Genomic DNA, 17,500 nt, shown 5'->3' with positions numbered 1-17,500 from the left:
CGTGGCGTCCCATCGTCGTCCCAAGCCCGCAGGCCGCGCCCGGGTCTCGATCCTGACCGGTGTCGCCGCGGCAGCCGTCGTCCTCTCCGCGCAAGGCGCCCACGCCGACCCGCAGCCGACCAAGGAACAGGTCAAGGGGCAGGTCGACCAGCTCAACGAGCAGGCCGAGATCGCGACCGAGAACTACAACGCGGCCCAGGCCAAGCAGCAGGAGCTGGAGAAGCAGGTCTCCGGCATGCAGGACCAGGTGGCCCGTCAGCAGGCCCAGGTCACCGAGCTCCAGGGCGGCCTGGCCGAGATCGCCGGCGAGCAGTACCGCAACGGGGGCATATCCCCGACCGTCCAGCTGATGTTCTCCTCCAGCCCGGACACCTTCCTCAGCCAGGCCGACGCGCTGAACCAGGCCGGCAGCACCCAGAAGGGTCAGCTGAAGGAGCTCCAGGAGCAGCAGCGCAAGCTCGACCAGGACCGCAACGAGGCCCAGGGCAAGCTCGCCGAGCTGGAGTCGACCACCCAGCAGCTGAAGGCCTCCAAGGAGGAGGTCCAGGGCAAGCTGAAGGCGGCCCAGGACCTGCTCAACACGCTGACCGAGCAGGAGCGCCAGGCGCTGCGCCAGGCCGAGGAGAAGGCCGCGGCCGACGCCAAGGCCAAGGCCGACGCCGCCCAGGCCCAGCAGCAGCAGGCCGACCGCGCCTCCCGCGACAACAGCCGCGGCGACCTCGCGGCCGGCTCGACCGCCTCGGCCGGCTCGACCGCCTCCTCCCCGGTGAAGGTGGCCCCGGGCAGCTCGCGCGGTGCCGCCGCGCTCTCGGCCGCCGCCTCCAAGATCGGCAGCCCGTACGTCTGGGGCGCCACCGGCCCGGGCTCCTTCGACTGCTCCGGTCTGATGGTCTGGGCGTTCAACCAGGCGGGCGTGTCGCTGCCGCGCACCTCGCAGGCGCAGGCCTCGGCCGGCACCCGGATCGGCTCGGACATCTCCCAGGCCCAGCCCGGCGACCTGCTGATCTTCTACACCGACGCCCACCACGTCGGCATCTACGCGGGCAACGGCCAGGTGCTGCACGCGCCCAAGCCGGGCGCGTCGGTGCGCTACGAGGCCGTCACCAACATGCCGCTGGCCTCCATCGTGCGGGTCTGATCACCGCTCGGACGCTTCCAGGCCCGGCCTCCCCCAGGGGAGGCCGGGCCTGCGGTTTTTCCTGCGGCTTTTCCCGAGGGCCGATCAAATGTCCGACAACAGCCTGAATATTCGGGTTGGCAGGGGTTTGGACTCGCTTGCCCTGACTCGCTAACGTCTGCCACCGGACTCCCGCTCGACGGCCGCCCGTCCCGGTGCGGCGGCGGGAGCCGCGCCGCAGGATTGGAGCCGCTGCCGCCATGCCCGTGCACCGCCGTTCCCAACTGCTCGCCCGGGCGCTGGTGCTGACCGCGGCCGCCGCCACCGCCCTGGGTGTGGCCGCCGGAGGCAGCGCCCAGGCCGCCCCCGGCAGCCCCGACCCGGGCGACCGCCAGGACGTCAAGACGCAGGTGGAACAGCTGTACGACGAGGCCGAGCAGGCGTCCGAGAAGGCCAACGCGGCGCAGGAGGCCCAGCGGCGGCTCCAGGGCGAGACCACGATCCTCCAGGGCGAGATCGCCGTGGCCCAGGACCAGCTCAACGGGCTGCGGGGCGACCTCGCGACGGTGGCCGGGGCCGAGTACCGCGGCGGCGGGATGACCCAGACCGCCCAGCTCATCCTCTCGCCCGACCCGGAGGGCTACCTGTCCCGCGCCCGCGCCCTGGGCCAGGCCGCCGCGCGCCAGCAGGAGACCCTGCACGAGCTGGTCGCCCGGCAGCGCCGGCTCGACCAGCGCCGGACCGAGGCGGCCGGCAAGCTCGACGAGCTGGACCGGACCCGCCGCTCGCTCGCCGACAGCAAGCAGCAGATCCAGCAGCGGCTGGCCAGGGCGCAGAAGCTGCTGAACGGTCTGGGCGCCGCCGAGCGGGCCCGGCTGACGGTCCAGGACGCCCGGGACGCCGAGCAGCGCGCCACCCGGGGCACCGACCGGCTGGACCTCGGCACCGCCCCGCCCGCCTCCGAGCGCGGGGCCGCCGCGCTGGCCGCCGCGGTGCGGATGATCGGCTCCCCGTACGTCTACGGGGCCACCGGCCCGCACGCGTTCGACTGCTCCGGTCTGATGTACTACAGCTGGCGGCAGGCCGGAGTGACCCTGCCGCGCACCTCGCAGGCCCAGGCGTACGCCGGGCAGCGGGTCAGCCTGTCCGAAGCGCGACCGGGAGACCTGGTGATCTTCTACCGGGACATGCACCACGTCGGCATGTACGCCGGCGGCGGCGTGATCGTGCACGCCCCCCGCCCGGGCGCCAAGGTCCGCTACGAGAGCGTCACCGCCATGCCGGTCTCCGGGGTGGTCCGGCTCTGAACGCCCCGCCGTCCGGCCCCGCCGACCCCACTGGCCCCGCCGGTATATCCGGCTCCCGCCCCCGCCGGACGCTGTCCCGGCGGGGCGCGCTGCTGCTCGCGGCCGGTGGGCTGGCCCAGCTGTCGCTGCCTCCGGCCGCCCCGGCGGCGCCCGCGGCCCGCTCGGCGGACCGGCACGCCGAGGTGGCCGCCGCGCTGGCGGAACGGGCGCGCTCGGCGCCGCCGTGGGCCGGGCTGCCGGTGGCCGGGGCGGGGTACCGCAACCTGGTGCTCGCCGCCTCCGGCGGGCCGGAGCGGCTGACCGCCGCCGCCGAACTGGCGGTGCGGATCGCCGGGTACGACGAGTACCCGGTGGTGTACCCGCGCCGGATCGAGCTGGTCCGGGCCGGCGACGGCTGGCGGGTCGAGCGCGAGGAGAGCGCGGGCGGCCCGCCCGCGCCGTGGGACTTCGGGCCGCTCCGGTCGGCTCCGGGAGCGAACTGCCTGGTGGTCGGGCCGGCCGCCGGGCCCGACCCGGCCGAGCTGGCCGCGGTGGGGGACCGGGCGGTGCCCGCCGTCACCGAGGTCTGGGGCGGCGCCTGGCCGGAGCGGCTGCTGCTGGAGCGGCCCGCCACCGGGGAGCAGTTCGCCCGGCTGCTGGAGGGCGACCCGGACGGCTGGACGGGCATGGCGGCGGTCACCGTGGCCGCCCCCGGCGCACCGTGGCACACCCCGGCGGACCGGGTGCTGGTCAACCCGGAGGTGTACGGGCGGCTCAGCGACTTCGGCCGCCAGGTGGTGATCACCCACGAGGCCACCCACGTCGCGACCAGGGCCGACACCCGGGCCTGGACCCCGCTGTGGCTCTCCGAGGGCGTCGCCGACTGGACGGCGTACCGCGACTCGGGCCGCAGCCCGCAGCAGGTCGCCCCCGAGCTGGCCCGGGACGTCGCCGCCGGGAGGACGCCCACCGCGCTGCCCGCCGACCGGGACTTCGCCGCCGGGGCCACCGGCATCGCCCAGGCCTACGAGCAGTCCTGGCTGGCCTGCGAGCTGATCGCCCGCACCCACGGGCCGCAGCGGCTGGTCGCCTTCTACCGCGCGATCGGCGCGGCCGACGGGCAGGGCGAGGACCGGGAGCGCCGCACCGACCGGCTGATGCGCCGCGAGCTGGGCGTCGGGCTGGAGGAGTTCACCCGGCAGTGGCTGGCGCGGATGGCGGAGCTGAGGGGCTGATCAGCGGCGCTGCTCGGCCGGGGCGCCCGGGTGGTCGATCCCGTCCAGCAGGTCCTGCTCGTAGGCGATGCCCGGGCGCACCGGGTAGCCGGCGGACGGCAGCGCGGCGGGCTCGCGGTCCAGCACCACGGTCGGCGGCAGCGGCGCCTCGCCGCGGGTCGAGCGCCAGAGCCGGACGCAGGAGAGCACGGCCGCGGCCAGCAGCAGCAGGTTGCGCGCGGCCAGCACGGTGACCGCCACCGGGTCGCTGGCCAGCACCTGGGTGAACATGGTCGGGAACTCGACCAGGGTCAGCGGGCAGGCGAGCAGGATCAGCACCGCCACCGGCCGCTGGCTGCTGTTGCGCACGGTCAGGCAGACGGCCGCGACGCCGACCAGCCAGACCAGGTACTGCGGGCTGATCACCCGGCTGGTCACCACGAAGATCAGCAGCGCGCACAGCGCCGCGTCGTACATGGTGGCCGCGCTGCGGCGCTTGGAGGTGTAGCGCCACAGCAGCAGCCAGGCGAAGCCCAGCACGGTGCCGGCCATCATCACCTTGCTGATCACGCTCACCCACGGCCCGAGCATCTCGGGGGAGCCGTAGTTCATCGTGACCCGGCCGTCCCAGCCGCCGGCGAGCCGGGCGAAGTGCAGCGGCAGCGCGCCGAGCGACTCGACCTCGATGCCGCGGTCCTTCTGGAAGGCCAGGAAGTCGAAGGCGCCGTTCATCCCGGCGGCCAGCAGGAAGCCGATCGAGACGGCGGTGGCGCCGGCCAGCGTCCAGGAACGGCGGGTGCGGCGGCCGGAGGGGGTGCCGATCAGGCCGAGCAGCGGCCAGATCTTGACGATGCCGCCCAGGCCCAGCAGCAGCCCGCCGACCGCCGGGCGGCGGATCAGCGCCAGCAGACCGGCCAGGGCGACCGCGGTGACGATGACGTCGAAGCGGTTGTAGATCATCGGGCCGAGCAGCGGGACGCCCACCACCCACATCCAGGCGCCGGTCAGCGCCCGGCCCCGGCGCAGGCCGGTGCGCACCAGCAGCGCGGCCGCGGCGGCGTCGGCGATCCCGCAGATCACCCAGAACGAGACCAGGTACGACCAGGGCAGCAGGCCCGGCAGCAGGATCACCAGGGCGGCGCCCGGCGGGTACTGCCAGGTGACGTCGTCGAAGGGGAAGGTGCCGGTCTGGAGCACGCCGTACCAGGCGTGGTAGATCATCCAGACGTCCGCCGTGACGTCGCCGCCGGGCGCCTTCAGCACGCCCGTCGCCAGCAGCACCAGCAGCGCGCGGGTGGCGATCCAGGTGGCGCCGAGCGCGGCGAGCGCCCCGAGCGGGCGGCCGAGGCGGCCGCGTGAAGAACCGGGCTCGGTGGCCGGGGCCAATTCCACTGCGCTCCCTCGTTCGTCTCGGACGTCCCCACCGGAGGCGTCGTGGAGACGGACGCCCGGGCCGCGTCGCACTGCGGCCTAGGTACTAGGACTGACCCGGGGGTCAAACGGTTGCCGTGCGCGGTTCCGTTCCCGGCGGGTCATGGTGTTGACCTATCGTACGGATCACCCAGCGGTACACCGCGCACCCCCCGACCGAGCGAGCCGTGGCCTGATGCACAGAACCTTGATCGTCACCAATGACTTCCCGCCGCGCCCCGGTGGCATCCAGGCCTTCGTGCACAACATGGCCGTCCGTCAGCCCGCAGGCAGTGTCGTGGTGTACGCCTCGACCTGGCGGGACGGCAGCGAGGTGGCCCGCTTCGACGCCGAGCAGCCGTTCCCGGTGATCCGGGACCGGACGAAGGTGATGGTTCCCACACCGCGGGTCACCCGGCGGGCCGCCGAGATCCTGCGCGCGGAGAAGTGCGACTCGGTCTGGTTCGGCGCCGCCGCGCCGCTCGGGCTGATGGCGCCCACGCTGCGCCGGGCCGGGGCCGGGCGGCTGCTCGGCATGACCCACGGCCACGAGGCCGCCTGGGCCCAGCTGCCGGTCTCCCGGCAGCTGCTGCGCCGGATCGGCGCCGGCACCGACGTGCTGACCTACCTGGGCGAGTACACCCGCTCCCGGATCGCCGCCGCGGTCGGGCCGCAGGCCGCGGCCCGGATGGTCCAGCTGCCGCCGGGCGTGGACGAGACGACCTTCCACCCGGGCTCCGGGGGCGCCGAGGTGCGCCGCCGGCTCGGGCTGGCGGACCGGCCGGTGGTGGTCTGCGTCTCTCGGCTGGTGCCGCGCAAGGGCCAGGACACCCTGATCGAGGCGATGCCGCAGATCCTCGCCGACGTGCCGGACGCGGTGCTGCTGATCGTCGGCGGCGGCCCGTACCGGGCGGACCTGGAGAAGCTCGCCGACGCCACGGGCGTGCGGGACTCGGTGCGGTTCACCGGCTCGGTGCCGTGGGAGGAGCTGCCCGCCCACTACGGGGCCGGGGACGTCTTCGCGATGCCGTGCCGCACCCGGCGCGGGGGGCTGGACGTCGAGGGCCTGGGCATCGTCTACCTGGAGGCCTCGGCGACCGGCCTGCCGGTGGTCGCGGGGGACTCCGGCGGCGCGCCGGACGCGGTGCTGGAGGGCGAGACCGGGTACGTGGTGCCCGGCGGCTCGGCCCCGGCGGCGGCCGAGCGGATCGTGCGGCTGCTGCGCGACGAGGAGCTGCGGCGGCGGATGGGCGAGGCCGGGCGGCGCTGGGTGGAGCGCTCCTGGCGCTGGGACCTGCTGGCCGGGCGGCTGACCTCGCTGCTGGCCGGGTGACGCCGACGGGCCCCGCCACCTTCCTGGAGTGGCGGGGCCCGTCCGGCGCCCGCGGTCGGGCCGCGTCGGGCGGCCGCTTCCGGCGGCTACTTCCGGTAGAGGGCCTCGATGTCGGCCGCGTAGTCCTTCAGCACGACGTTGCGCTTGAGCTTGAGCGAGGGCGTCAGGTGGCCGCTCTCCTCGGAGAACTCGGTGTCCAGCAGCCGGAACTTCTTGACCGCCTCGGCGTGCGAGACGGCGGCGTTGCCGTCGTCCACCGCGCTCTGGAGGGCGGCCAGCAGGTCCGGGTCGTCGGCGAGGTCGGCGACGGTGGCGCCGGCGGGCTTGCCGTTGAGCTCCTTCCACTTCGGGAAGAAGTCCGGGTCGACGGTGATCAGGCAGGCGATGAAGGGCTTGCGGTCGCCGACCACCATGACCTCGCCGACCAGGGCGTGGGCCCGGATCCGGTCCTCGATCACGGCGGGGGCGACGTTCTTGCCGCCGGCCGTGACGATGATCTCCTTCTTGCGGCCGGTGATGGTCAGGTAGCCGTCGGAGTCCAGCGAGCCGAGGTCGCCGGTGGCGATCCAGCCGTCCTTGAGGGTGTCGGCGGTGGCCTTCGGGTTGTTCCAGTAGCCGGTGAAGACGTGCGGGCCCTTGAAGAAGACCTCGCCGTCCTCGGCGATCCGCACGGAGGAGCCGGGCACCGGCTGGCCGACCGTACCGATCTTCGGCTTGTCCCACGGGTTGAAGGCGGTGGCCGCGCAGGTCTCCGTCAGGCCGTAGCCCTCCAGGACGGTGAAGCCGATGCCCCGGTAGAAGTGGCCCAGGCGCTCGCCGAGCGGGGCGCCGCCCGAGATGGCGTAGCTGGCCCGGCCGCCGAGGGCGGCGCGCAGCTTGCCGTAGACCAGCTTGTCGAAGACCGCGTGCTTGAGCCGCAGCACCAGGCCGGGGCCACCGGCGTCCAGCGCCCGGCTGTAGGCGATCGCGGTGTCGGAGGCCTTGTCGAAGATCTTGCCCTTGCCGTCGGCCTGGGCCTTGGAACGGGCGGTGTTGTAGACCTTCTCGAACACTCTGGGCACGCCCAGGATCAGGGTCGGCTTGAAGGAGGCCAGCTCGGCGGTGACGTCCCGGATGTCGGAGACGTGGCCGAGCTTGATCGGGGCCATCGCCGGGGCGATCTCGACGAGCCGGGCGAAGACGTGGGCCAGCGGCAGGAAGAGCAGGACCGAACTCTCGCCGGTGTTGAACATCGGGGCCAGGCGCTCGACGACGTTGCCGCACTCGGCCAGGAAGTTGCCGTGGGTCAGCTGACAGCCCTTCGGGCGGCCGGTGGTGCCCGAGGTGTAGACGATGGTGGCGATGTCGTCGGGGCCGGCGATCCGGCGGCGCTCCTCGATCGTCGCGTCCGGGACGTCCTGTCCGGCCTCGGCCAGGGCGGCGATCGCCCCGGCCTCGATCTGCCAGGTGTGCTTCAACTCCGGCAGCCGCTCGCGGACCGTGCCGACCACCCGGACGTGCTGGTCGGTCTCGGTGATCACGGCGACCGCGCCGGAGTCGCCGAGGATCCACTCGACCTGCTCGGCGGAGGAGGTCTCGTACACCGGCACGGTGATCGCGCCGGCCGTCCAGATCGCGAAGTCCAGCAGCGTCCACTCGTACCGGGTACGGGACATGATGGCGACCCGGTCACCCGCCTCGATACCGGCGGCGATCAGGCCCTTGGCGGTGGCGTGCACCTCGGCCAGGAACTGGACCGACGTCAACTCCTGCCACTGGCCGTCCACCTTCCGGCTGAGCACGGCGAGATCCGGGTGCATCTCGGCGTTCCGGTGCACCGGGTCGGCGAGGTTGCCGTTGCTCGGTACCTGGTAGAGGGCCGGAAGGCTGAAGTCGAGCAAGACTGCTCCTCGTACGCGACGCTGCGGGACGGCAGGACGTTACTGCCCGGTAGGCAGCTTCGACCAGAGGGGTCGGCTCCGGTGTTCGAAGTGTCACACCCGGCCGGGTCGGACCAGGCCGTGACCGGGTCGTTCGAATGGCACCCTACGACAGAGCAGGGCGACCGGCCGGTAACATGCCCGGCCGCCCGGCGCCCGCCCGCACCACGGCCGCCCGCCGGGCACGGCCCGCGCCGCCGCGCCGCCCGCCGGGCGCGATAGCCTGCTCCGGGCGGACCGGGCCGAGCGCGCCCCGGCCGGACCGGCAGGCAGAGGGACGAGGCGGAGGGCCATTCCAATGGCGGAGCACACCAGGTCGAGCATCACCATCGACGCGACCCCGGCCACGGTCATGGCCGTGATCGCCGACTTCGCCGCCTACCCGGCCTGGACCGGGGAGGTCAAGGAGATCGAGGTCCTCAAGGCCGGCGAGGACGGCCGCGCCGCCGAGGTCCGGCTGCTGCTCGACGCCGGCGCCATCCGCGACGAGCACGTCCTCGCCTACACCTGGGACGGCGACCGCGAGGTCTCCTGGACCCTCGTCCGCAGCCAGATGCTCCGCTCGCTGGACGGCTCCTACACCCTCGCCCCGCTGGCCGGCGGCCGCACCGAGGTGACGTACCAGCTCGCCGTGGACGTCAAGATCCCGATGCTCGGCATGATCAAGCGCAAGGCCGAGAAGGTCATCATCGACCGCGCCCTGGCCGGTCTGAAGAAGCGCGTCGAAGGCTGACACGACCGAACGGGGGGCCGGACGGCATGACGGCGACACGCACCATCCTGATCAGCGGTGACTCGGGGGCTCCCACGGTGGCCGCCGCCACCGCCCTGCACGCCGCCCGGCGCGGCCACCGCACCTGGCTGCTGGCCGCCGACGACCCGCACCGCGCCCTGGACTCCGCCCTCGGCACCCGGCTGGAGCCCGAACCGCTCCTCCACGCACCGGGCCTGACCGTCTCCCGGATCGACGAGCAGGCCGCCTTCCGCTACGCCGTCGGCGAGCTCACCGGCCGGCTCAAGCCCGCCCTCGACCTGCTCGGCGCCGAACAGCTCGACCCCGAGGAGCTCACCGCCCTCCCCGGCATCGCCCGGCTCGCCCTGCTGCGCGCCCTGCCCGCCGCCGACCAGGACGTCCTGGTCGTGCTCGCCCCGCCGCCCGCCGAGCTGATCGCCACCCTCGCCCTGCCCGAACAGCTCGCCCGCTACCTGGACCGGCTCGTCCCCGAGCAGCGGCAGGCCGCCCGGGCGCTGCGCCCGCTGCTGGCCGGGCTGGCCGGCGTCCCGATGCCCGCCGACTGGCTGTACGAGGGGCGCACCAAGGCCGTCGCGGCGCTCGCCGAGTCCCGCGCCGCGATCACCGGCCCCGGCACCAGCGTCCGGCTGGTCGTCCCGGCCGACGGCCACCCGTACCGCGAACTGCGCCGGATCCGGGCCGGACTCGCGCTGCACGGGCACCGGCCGGACGCCGTGGTGGTGCACGGAGCGCTGCCCGGGGCCGCCGTCTCCTCGCCCGACTCCTGGCTGGCCGCCCTGGCCCGCCGCCGGCAGGAGGAGCTGACCGCGCTCGCCGCCGAGACCGACGCCCCGGTGCTGGTCACCGGCCTGGCCGACGCCACCCTGGAAGCCGTCGCCGACCGGCTCTACGGGGACGGGGACGGGCCCGAGCGGCTCGCCCCCGGGCCCTGGCCGGTCGAGGACCGGCTCGCCGAGGAGGGCCTGCTGGTCTGGCACCTCGACCTGCCCGGCGCCGACCGCTCCGAACTGGACCTGGTCCGCCGGGGTGACGAACTGGTGGTCGGAATCGGCACCCACCGCCGGGTGCTCACCCTCCCGTCCGCGCTGCGCCGCTGCACGGTGGCCGGGGCGGGGCTGCACGACGGGGTGCTCTCGGTGCGGTTCGCCCCCGACCCGGCGCTCTGGCCCCGGGGCTGACGGGGGGTTCGGCGGCGCTCCAGCGGTGCTCCGGCGGGGGTCCGGCGGCTTTTCGGGCCGCCCGGCCGGTCGGGTAGCGTCGGGCCCAAGGGGCCGCGGGGTGCGGCCACGGCTGAGGAGGCGCCCGCGATGACCAGCACCGACGACCGCACCGAGCCCGGAGGCCGGCCGGACGGCGAGCAGGACGGCGAGCAGGGCGGCCAGGGGCACCCGTTCGGGCCGGAGCTGGGCCCGCTGGTGGACGAGGTGCGCCGGTTCGCCGGTGCGCTCGGCGACAAGGCCCAGGAGGCGAGCGCCACCACCCTGATCACCCTGTCCGGGCTGGCCGACCGGCTGCGCACCCAGCAGCCGGAGGTCTACTCCCACCTCGCCGCGGCCGGCACCGGGCTCGCCGCCGCGGGCGCCGAGCTGCTGGCCGCCTACCGCGCCGCCGTGGCCGGGCACGAGAGCCGCTGGACCGCCGGGCAGGGCGCGCCGACCGAGAAGATCGACCTCGACCTCGACCTCGACGGCGACCTCGGCGGCGATGTTGACGAGGCTGACGGGTCGTCCGTCAAGCAGTGAAACCGTGACTTTCGGAGGGTGATCGCGTTGCTCTCCTACGTCACGAAGAAGGAGATTAGATACGACTTTTGAAGCGTCACGGCCAGGCTGTCCCAGGATTGTCTTCGGATAATGTATGCGAGGCTGTGTACGGGGGCCGGGTTGGGCGGTAGCGTTCCGTCCAGCGGAACGAGTGAATAGCTGAGGGACACATGGCTCTGACCATCGGCGTCGATGTCGGCGGGACCAAGATCGCGGCAGGCGTGGTCGACGAGGCGGGCGCCATCCTGGCCCGGACCAGGGTGCCCACCCCGGCCGACCCGCAGTGGGCGGTCGACGCCATCGCGCAGGCCGTGCGCGAGCTCAAGGAGGAGCACCCCGGTGTCACGGCGGTGGGCGTCGGCGCCCCCGGGTTCGTCGACAGCAACCGCTCGACCGTGATCTTCGCTCCCAACATCGACTGGGAGAACGAGCCGCTGCGCGGCCGGATCGAGGAGCTCACCGGCCTGTCCACCGTCGTCGAGAACGACGCCAACTGCGCGGCCTGGGCCGAGTTCCGCTTCGGCGCGGCCGCCGACCACCGCGACATGCTGCTGATCACCGTCGGCACCGGCATCGGCGGCGGCATCGTCCTGGACAACCGGCTGCACCGCGGCCGCTTCGGCGTGGCCGGCGAGATCGGCCACCTCAACATGGTCCCCGACGGCCTGCTCTGCGGCTGCGGCGGCAAGGGCTGCTGGGAGCAGTACGGCTCCGGGCGCGCGCTGCGCCGCTACGGCCGGGAGAAGGCGGCCGCCGACCCGCAGCGCGGCCACCGGATGCTGGAACTCAACGACGGCGTGGCCGAGACCATCCGCGGCATCCACATCACCCAGGCCGCGGAGGAGGGCGACCCGCTCGCCCTGGAGTGCTACGCCGAACTGGCCGACTGGCTGGGCCGCGGCATGGCCGACCTCGCCGCGCTGTTCGACCCGGGCGTCTTCGTGCTCGGCGGCGGCGTCTCCGACTCCGGCCGACTGCTGCTCGACCCGGTCGCCAAGGCGTTCGAGCACTACCTGACCGGCGGGGTGCACCGCCCGCGCGCCGAGGTCGTGCTGGCCTCGATGGGCTCCGCCGCCGGCATCGTCGGCGCGGCGGACCTCGCCCGCACCGCCTGACCCCCTCCGAGCCCGCCGGCGGCGGTGCGACCGGGCCCCGACCGATCCCGGACGCACCGCCGCCGTCGCACGTCCCGGCCCGGCCGCGTACGGTCGGATCGATCCGGTGACCGCCCAGGGGAGGACCATGAGCGCCGCGACCACGACCACCGCCATGACCGGGACCACCGCCATGACCGGGACCGCCGCCGCGACCACGACCGCCGCGCGGGCCGAACCGCTGCCGCCGCCCGGCCCGGGCCGGCTGCGGCTGCTCAGCTACAACATCCGCTCGCTGCGCGACGACCGGCGGGCGCTGGCCCGGGTGATCCGGGCCTGCGAGCCGGACGTGGTCTGCGTCCAGGAGTCCCCGCGCTACTGGCGGCCCGAGGGCCAGGCCGCCTGGCTGGCCCGGAACACCGGCACGGCCGTGCTCGCGGGCGGCGGCCGCACCGCCGCCGGCCCGCTGCTGCTCGGCCGGCCCGGCGCGGTGGAACTGCTGGAGGTGCACGACCGGCTGCTGCCCAAGACCCGCGGCCTGCACGCCCGGGGCTTCGCCGGCGCGCTGCTGCGACTGCCCGGCACGGCGCCGTTCAGCGTCACCAGCTGCCACCTCAGCCTGGACCAGGAGGAGCGGCACGGGCAGTTCGAGCTGCTCCTCGACCAGCTCGCAATCGCCGAACTCGGCGTCGTGGCAGGGGACTTCAACGAGCACCCGGACGGGCCGGGCTGGCGGCTGCTGGCCTCGCGGCTCCAGGACGGGTACCCGACCGCGCCCTGGGGAGGCGAGTTCACCTCCGTGCCGGAGCGCCCCTACCAGCGGATCGACGCCGTGTTCGCCACACCCGGGATCACCGTCCTCGGCTGCGGGGTGCCGCACGGGCTGCCCGGCGTCACCGAGGCCGACCTGCGGGCCGCGACCGACCACCTGCCGGTGCTCGCCGTCCTCGAACTGCCGACGAGCCGACCGGGCGGCTGGCCGGTCGGTCAGCAGGTCGGTCAGCGGGTCCGCTAGACGACCGCGCCGTGGTCCGGGTCCTCCGGCTCGTCCTCGTCGCGGTCCTTCATCCGCGCGACCAGGGTCACGAAGCCGCCGAGGAAGGCGGTGATCCCGACCCAGGCGGGCCAGCCGGAGATCTCCCGCCAGACCACCGCGTCGACCAGCAGCAGCGCCGGGCCGCCGAGCACCGCCAGCCAGGCGAACTTGGCGGTCACGTCGGCGGCCGGCAGCGGCGGGGGCTCCGGCGGGACGAAGTGCCCCTCGTCGGTCTCCTCGGCCAGTTCGAAGTCGCGCGGGCCCGCGCCGCCCGCCGGCATCACCGGCCGGCCGGAGCGGGGGCGGGGCTGCGGGGCGAGGTCGGCCAGGTCGTCCTGGTCGCCGCGGCCGCCGGCGCCGCCTTCCTTGTAGCCGCCCTTGAGCTCGTTCTGCGCCCGGAGGTTCTCGACCTCGGGCCAGTTCGGGTTGTTGAGGTCGACCGGGTCGTCGAACTGTGCCACCAGGGCGGCGAAGATCGCGTCCTGCTCGGCCTGGCTGCGCTCGGGCGCACGGCGCGGACGGCGTTCGGCGGTGTCGCCCGCGGCCTCTCCCGCGGAGCCGGCGGCGGCGTCCCGGCCGGGTGGGGGCGTCGCCGTGCCCTCCGGGCCGGTACGGTCCGTCGGCGCACCGCCCGGGGTGGCGGCGTCCGTCCCGCCGTCCTTGGTCGCGCCGTCCTCGCGGGGAGTCTCGTCCCCGCCGCCCGCCGTGCTGCTCTCGTGCACTTCCGGCCCTTCAGCCATGGTGATCGTCGGATTCGACCCGGGTGACGCCCGCCGCGTGCGCGGGGGCCAGCCGTTGGATGAAGTCCTGGCCGGCCGCGAATATTTCCGCCGCGTCGTGGTCCAGCGTCGCGACGTGGAAACTGCGCTGGCACAGCCGCTCCGTCACGTCCGTCGAGGATATCCGGGCCAGTACCAGTTCCGAGTTGGCCGGCGAGACGACGTGGTCCTGCGGGCTGTGGAAGAGCAGCACCGGCTGGGTCACCTCCGGCAGCAGCCGCTGGACCTCCCGCCACAGCCGGCTCAGCGACCAGGCGGCGTGCAGCGGGGTGCGGTCGTAGCCGACCTCGACCGCACCGGCCCGGGCGATGTCGTTGGCGACCCCGGGCAGGCTGGGCAGCAGGTGGCGCAGCACCGGCAGCAGCACGCTCGCGGGGGTGTCCGAGCGCACCGACGGGTTGACCAGCACCAGCCCGGAGACCGTCGGCCCGTGCAGCGCGGCGAGCCGCAGCGCCAGCGCGCCGCCCATCGACAGGGCACAGACGAAGACCTGCTCGCACTCGTCGGCGAGCGCCAGCAGCTCGCGCTCGACCTCCGCGTACCAGTCCTCCCAGCGGGTGAGCTGCATGTCCTGCCAGCGGGTGCCGTGCCCGGGCAGCAGCGGCAGCGAGACGGTGAAGCCGGCCGCGGCCAGTTCGTCGGCCCACGGCCGCAGCGACTGCGGCGACCCGGTGAAGCCGTGGCAGAGCAGCACTCCCACCGGCCCGCCGGTGTGGCGGTACGGCTCGGCACCGGGCAGCAACGGCATGGCGGACTCCTTCGCGGGCGGGTGGCGCTGGGGGAGAGGACGCTGGAGGGGGAAGTGCTGCGAAATCGCATCGTCCCACGCTCCGCGCCGGGTCGTACACCCCCTGCGAAGGGGCCGGGCGCGGTCCGTACGGCGGGGGCGGGCACAGCGGACGGCCGCGGGGCATTAGGATCGACCGGTCCGCATAACAGGAGGCCCGGGTTGTTCTACCGACTGATGAAGATGATCGTCGCGCCACTGCTTCGGATCTTCTTCCGGCCCTGGATCGAGGGCGAGGAGAACATCCCCACCGAGGGTGCGGCGATCATCGCGAGCAACCACCTGTCCTTCTCGGACTCGTTCTTCTTCCCCGCCCTGATCAGGCGCCGGGTCACCTTCATCGCGAAGGCCGAGTACTTCAACACCCCGGGCCTCAAGGGCCGGCTGACCGCCGCGTTCTTCAAGGGCGTCGGCCAGCTGCCGGTGGACCGCTCGGGCGTGCGCGGCGCCGGTGAGGCCGCGATCCGCAGCGCCATCGCGGTGCTGGACAGCGGCGAGCTGTTCGGCGTCTACCCGGAGGGCACCCGGTCGCCCGACGGCAAGCTGTACCGCGGCAAGGTCGGCGGCCTGGCCCGCGTCGCGCTGGCCACCGGCGCCCCGGTGATCCCGGTCGCCATGATCGACACCGAGAAGGTGCAGCCGCCCGGCCAGGTGATCCCCAACTTCGGCATCCGCCCCGGCATCCGGATCGGCCGCCCGCTGGACTTCTCCCGCTACCACGGCATGGAGAACGACCGCTTCATCCTCCGTTCGGTGACGGACGAGGTGATGTACGAGATCATGCGGCTCTCCGGCCAGGAGTACGTGGACATCTACGCGACCGCCGCCAAGCGGCAGATCGCGGACGACAAGAAGAAGGCCGACGCCGAGCGCCGGGCCGCCGCCAAGGCGGAGAAGGCGGAGGCCGCCGAGGCCGAGAAGGCGGAGAAGGCGGAGAAGGCCGCCGAAGCGGAGAAGGCCGCCGAGGCGGGCACCTCGGAGAAGCAGCAGGAGAAGCCGGAGTAGGCGTCCGGACGGCCGCTCGGCCGCCCGGACGGGCCCAGGGGAGGGGCGGATGACGGACGACGGGGGCAGAGCCGGCGCGGTCGGCGGCACGGTGGCGGCCGGCGGCATGTCCGTCGAACTCCCGCTGTGGAAGGCGATCTCCTACTTCCGGGTGCTGGCCCTGTGCTACGCCCTGCTGCGGTACTTCAACTCGTACCTGCACTTCCTGCACCCGGTGGCCGGCTGGATCTTCCTCGGCGCGCTGACCCTGTGGACCCTGGCCAGCACCCGGGCCTTCGCCAACCCGCAGCGCTGCACCTGGTACGTCCTGGGCGCCGACCTCACCCTCGCCGTCACCGGCATCGTGATGAGCGGCATGACCGACTCCCCGGCCCGGATCAGCCACGGCGCGCCCACCCTGCCGACGATCTGGGCGGCCGGCACGGTGCTGGGCTTCGCCGCGAAGGGCGGCTGGCGCCCGGCGGCGGCCTCGGGCTCGGTGATCGGCGTCGCCAACATCCTCGGCCACGGCGGGCCGACCGGCGACAACATCCACAACATCGTGCTGCTGATGGTGGCCGGCTGCGCGATCGGCTACGTGATCGAGCTGGCCCGGGCCAGCGAGGCCACCCTCACCCGGGCGCTCCAGGTCGAGGCGGCCACCCGGGAGCGCGAGCGGCTCTCCCGGGACATCCACGACGGCGTGCTCCAGGTGCTCGCCCTGGTCCAGCGGCGCGGCGCGGAGCTGAGCGAGCGGACGGCCTCCGGCGCGGACTTCGCCGAGCTCGGCCGGCTGGCCGGTGAGCAGGAGCGCGCGCTGCGGGCGCTGATGACGGGCGGTCCGCTGCCAGCGCGGCGCGCGTCGCGGTCCGACGCCGCCGAGCCGCCGGACCCGCACGCGCCGTGCGACCTGACCGTGCTGCTGCGCCCGTACGCGGACGAGCGGATCACGCTCTCCGCCCCCGGCACCCCGGTGCTGCTGCCCGGTCAGGCGGCGGGCGAGCTCGCGGCGGCCGTCGGCGCGGCCGTCGACAACGTGCGCAAGCACGCGGGGGAGCGGGCCCGGGCCTGGATCCTGGTCGAGGACGAGCCGGAGGCCGTCACGGTCGGCATCCGCGACGACGGGCCCGGCTACGCCCCGGGCCGGCTGGGCGAGGCCGAACAGGCGGGCCGGCTCGGCGTCTCCCAGTCCATCCGCGGCCGGCTGCTGGACCTCGGCGGCACGGCCGAGCTGTACTCGGCGCCCGGGGAGGGCGTCGAGGTCGAACTGCGCGTCCCGAGGAAGGCCACTCAATGACCAGCCAGCCGATGACCGATCAGCCGACCGCCGACCGGCCGGTGCGGGTGATGGTGGTGGACGACCACCCGATGTGGCGGGACGCCGTCTCGCGTGACCTCGCCGAGGCCGGACTGGACGTGGTGGCCACCGCGGGCGACGGCGAGGAGGCCGTGCGCCGGGCCCGCGCCTGCACGCCGCAGGTGGTCGTGCTGGACCTCAACCTGCCCGGCCTGCCCGGTGCCGAGGTGTGCCGCCAGGTGGTCGCGCACGACCCGGCGGTGCGGGTGCTGGTGCTGTCGGCCAGCGGTGAGCACCAGGACGTGCTGGAGGCGGTGAAGTCCGGCGCGACCGGCTACCTGGTGAAGTCGGCCGGGCGGGAGGAGCTGCTGGACGCGGTGCGCCGCACGGCCGTCGGCGACGCGGTGTTCACCCCGGGCCTGGCCGGCCTGGTGCTCGGCGAGTTCCGCCGGCTGGCCGCCGAGCCGGCCCCGGCCTCGGCGCCGGCCGCCCCGCGGCTGACCGCCCGGGAGACCGAGGTGCTGCGGCTGGTGGCCAAGGGGCTGTCGTACCGGCAGATCGCCGACCGCCTGGTGCTGTCCCACCGGACGGTGCAGAACCACGTGCAGAACACGCTCGGGAAGCTGCAGCTGCACAACCGGGTGGAGCTGGTCCGGTACGCCATCGAGCAGGGCCTGGACGACGAGATCTGAGGGTCCGGCAGCGGCTGCGGCGCGGCCCCGGGCGG

Annotated in this window: 16 protein-coding genes; 12 read left to right on the top strand and 4 right to left on the bottom strand. The window is 74.5% G+C overall.

Annotated elements, in window-relative coordinates:
- The first annotated feature begins 1 nt into the window (after window position 1).
- From ACGFSC_RS30395 to ACGFSC_RS30385, 3 genes are all read left to right on the top strand, one after another.
- Window positions 2-1,138, top strand: coding sequence for an NlpC/P60 family protein (locus ACGFSC_RS30395; RefSeq protein ID WP_359897073.1), 1,137 nt, complete (start codon window positions 2-4; stop codon window positions 1,136-1,138).
- A gap of 239 nt (window positions 1,139-1,377) precedes the next feature.
- Entirely contained in the window at window positions 1,378-2,424 is a 1,047-nt protein-coding gene (locus ACGFSC_RS30390) for an NlpC/P60 family protein (protein ID WP_359897074.1), read from the top strand.
- 182 nt (window positions 2,425-2,606) lie between these two features.
- Window positions 2,607-3,638 (top strand): hypothetical protein, encoded by a 1,032-nt coding sequence (locus ACGFSC_RS30385; protein ID WP_359897076.1) that lies wholly within the window; start codon window positions 2,607-2,609, stop codon window positions 3,636-3,638.
- Here the strand turns inward: ACGFSC_RS30385 and ACGFSC_RS30380 are convergent, their stop codons facing one another.
- Complete coding sequence (locus tag ACGFSC_RS30380) at window positions 3,639-5,009, bottom strand: glycosyltransferase 87 family protein (RefSeq protein ID WP_359897078.1); 1,371 nt, start codon at window positions 5,007-5,009, stop codon at window positions 3,639-3,641. It lies immediately after the preceding gene.
- Between the two features lie 214 nt (window positions 5,010-5,223).
- Here ACGFSC_RS30380 and ACGFSC_RS30375 point away from each other — a divergent pair, with 214 nt between their 5' ends.
- On the top strand, window positions 5,224-6,360 hold the full coding sequence (locus ACGFSC_RS30375) for a glycosyltransferase family 4 protein (protein ID WP_359897079.1): 1,137 nt from the start codon (window positions 5,224-5,226) through the stop codon (window positions 6,358-6,360).
- An 86-nt stretch (window positions 6,361-6,446) separates the two neighbouring features.
- Here ACGFSC_RS30375 and ACGFSC_RS30370 read toward each other — a convergent pair whose 3' ends face one another.
- Window positions 6,447-8,240: an AMP-dependent synthetase/ligase gene (locus ACGFSC_RS30370; protein WP_359897081.1), complete on the bottom strand. Its 1,794-nt coding sequence runs from the start codon at window positions 8,238-8,240 to the stop codon at window positions 6,447-6,449.
- Window positions 8,241-8,577: 337 nt separating this feature from the next.
- Between ACGFSC_RS30370 and ACGFSC_RS30365 the strand changes: the two genes are divergently transcribed.
- From ACGFSC_RS30365 to ACGFSC_RS30345, 5 genes are all read left to right on the top strand, one after another.
- Window positions 8,578-9,012 (top strand): SRPBCC family protein, encoded by a 435-nt coding sequence (locus ACGFSC_RS30365; protein ID WP_359897082.1) that lies wholly within the window; start codon window positions 8,578-8,580, stop codon window positions 9,010-9,012.
- 26 nt (window positions 9,013-9,038) lie between these two features.
- Window positions 9,039-10,211, top strand: a complete 1,173-nt coding sequence (locus ACGFSC_RS30360; RefSeq protein WP_359897084.1) for an ArsA-related P-loop ATPase — start codon at window positions 9,039-9,041, stop codon at window positions 10,209-10,211.
- A 129-nt stretch (window positions 10,212-10,340) separates the two neighbouring features.
- Window positions 10,341-10,775 carry a DUF5304 family protein gene (locus ACGFSC_RS30355; protein WP_359897086.1) on the top strand — a complete coding sequence of 145 codons (435 nt, stop codon included), beginning with the start codon at window positions 10,341-10,343 and terminating at the stop codon, window positions 10,773-10,775.
- 191 nt (window positions 10,776-10,966) lie between these two features.
- Window positions 10,967-11,911, top strand: a complete 945-nt coding sequence (locus ACGFSC_RS30350) for an ROK family glucokinase (RefSeq protein ID WP_359897088.1) — start codon at window positions 10,967-10,969, stop codon at window positions 11,909-11,911.
- Window positions 11,912-12,083: 172 nt separating this feature from the next.
- The gene (locus ACGFSC_RS30345) at window positions 12,084-12,905 is read left to right on the top strand and encodes an endonuclease/exonuclease/phosphatase family protein (protein WP_392864275.1); all 822 of its coding nucleotides are present in this window, start codon (window positions 12,084-12,086) and stop codon (window positions 12,903-12,905) included.
- Here ACGFSC_RS30345 and ACGFSC_RS30340 read toward each other — a convergent pair.
- Entirely contained in the window at window positions 12,902-13,648 is a 747-nt protein-coding gene (locus ACGFSC_RS30340; protein ID WP_359897092.1) for a hypothetical protein, read from the bottom strand. The genes ACGFSC_RS30345 and ACGFSC_RS30340 overlap by 4 nt on opposite strands.
- A 10-nt stretch (window positions 13,649-13,658) precedes the next feature.
- Complete coding sequence (locus ACGFSC_RS30335) at window positions 13,659-14,453, bottom strand: alpha/beta fold hydrolase (RefSeq protein ID WP_359897094.1); 795 nt, start codon at window positions 14,451-14,453, stop codon at window positions 13,659-13,661.
- Between the two features lie 201 nt (window positions 14,454-14,654).
- On the opposite strand from ACGFSC_RS30335, the gene ACGFSC_RS30330 reads away from it, so the two are divergent.
- The 3 genes from ACGFSC_RS30330 to ACGFSC_RS30320 are packed head-to-tail and all read left to right on the top strand — an operon-like array spanning window position 14,655 to window position 17,465.
- The gene (locus tag ACGFSC_RS30330; protein ID WP_359897096.1) at window positions 14,655-15,497 is read left to right on the top strand and encodes a lysophospholipid acyltransferase family protein; all 843 of its coding nucleotides are present in this window, start codon (window positions 14,655-14,657) and stop codon (window positions 15,495-15,497) included.
- A gap of 49 nt (window positions 15,498-15,546) precedes the next feature.
- On the top strand, window positions 15,547-16,773 hold the full coding sequence (gene macS, locus ACGFSC_RS30325) for a MacS family sensor histidine kinase (RefSeq protein WP_359897098.1): 1,227 nt from the start codon (window positions 15,547-15,549) through the stop codon (window positions 16,771-16,773).
- Window positions 16,770-17,465 (top strand): response regulator, encoded by a 696-nt coding sequence (locus tag ACGFSC_RS30320; protein WP_380353246.1) that lies wholly within the window; start codon window positions 16,770-16,772, stop codon window positions 17,463-17,465. Before macS ends, ACGFSC_RS30320 begins: the two co-directional genes overlap by 4 nt.
- Window positions 17,466-17,500 lie beyond the last annotated feature (35 nt).

The sequence above is a fragment of the Kitasatospora sp. NPDC048715 genome (assembly GCF_043198905.1).
GTDB lineage: Bacteria > Actinomycetota > Actinomycetes > Streptomycetales > Streptomycetaceae > Kitasatospora > Kitasatospora lactacystinica.
The sequence above is the reverse complement of the archived record's forward strand: the minus strand, read 5'-3'. Positions and strand labels throughout refer to the sequence as shown.

Excerpts from the sequence above, each read along its gene's own strand:
- ACGFSC_RS30390 (WP_359897074.1), top strand. The coding sequence starts at position 1,378 with ATGCCCGTGCACCGCCGTTCCCAACTGCTCGCCCGGGCGCTGGTGCTG.
- ACGFSC_RS30375 (WP_359897079.1), top strand. The coding sequence starts at position 5,224 with ATGCACAGAACCTTGATCGTCACCAATGACTTCCCGCCGCGCCCCGGT.
- ACGFSC_RS30365 (WP_359897082.1), top strand. The coding sequence starts at position 8,578 with ATGGCGGAGCACACCAGGTCGAGCATCACCATCGACGCGACCCCGGCC.
- ACGFSC_RS30360 (WP_359897084.1), top strand. The coding sequence starts at position 9,039 with ATGACGGCGACACGCACCATCCTGATCAGCGGTGACTCGGGGGCTCCC.
- ACGFSC_RS30355 (WP_359897086.1), top strand. The coding sequence starts at position 10,341 with ATGACCAGCACCGACGACCGCACCGAGCCCGGAGGCCGGCCGGACGGC.
- ACGFSC_RS30350 (WP_359897088.1), top strand. The coding sequence starts at position 10,967 with ATGGCTCTGACCATCGGCGTCGATGTCGGCGGGACCAAGATCGCGGCA.
- ACGFSC_RS30345 (WP_392864275.1), top strand. The coding sequence starts at position 12,084 with ATGACCGGGACCGCCGCCGCGACCACGACCGCCGCGCGGGCCGAACCG.
- ACGFSC_RS30335 (WP_359897094.1), bottom strand. The coding sequence starts at position 14,453 with ATGCCGTTGCTGCCCGGTGCCGAGCCGTACCGCCACACCGGCGGGCCG.
- macS (WP_359897098.1), top strand. The coding sequence starts at position 15,547 with ATGACGGACGACGGGGGCAGAGCCGGCGCGGTCGGCGGCACGGTGGCG.
- ACGFSC_RS30320 (WP_380353246.1), top strand. The coding sequence starts at position 16,770 with ATGACCAGCCAGCCGATGACCGATCAGCCGACCGCCGACCGGCCGGTG.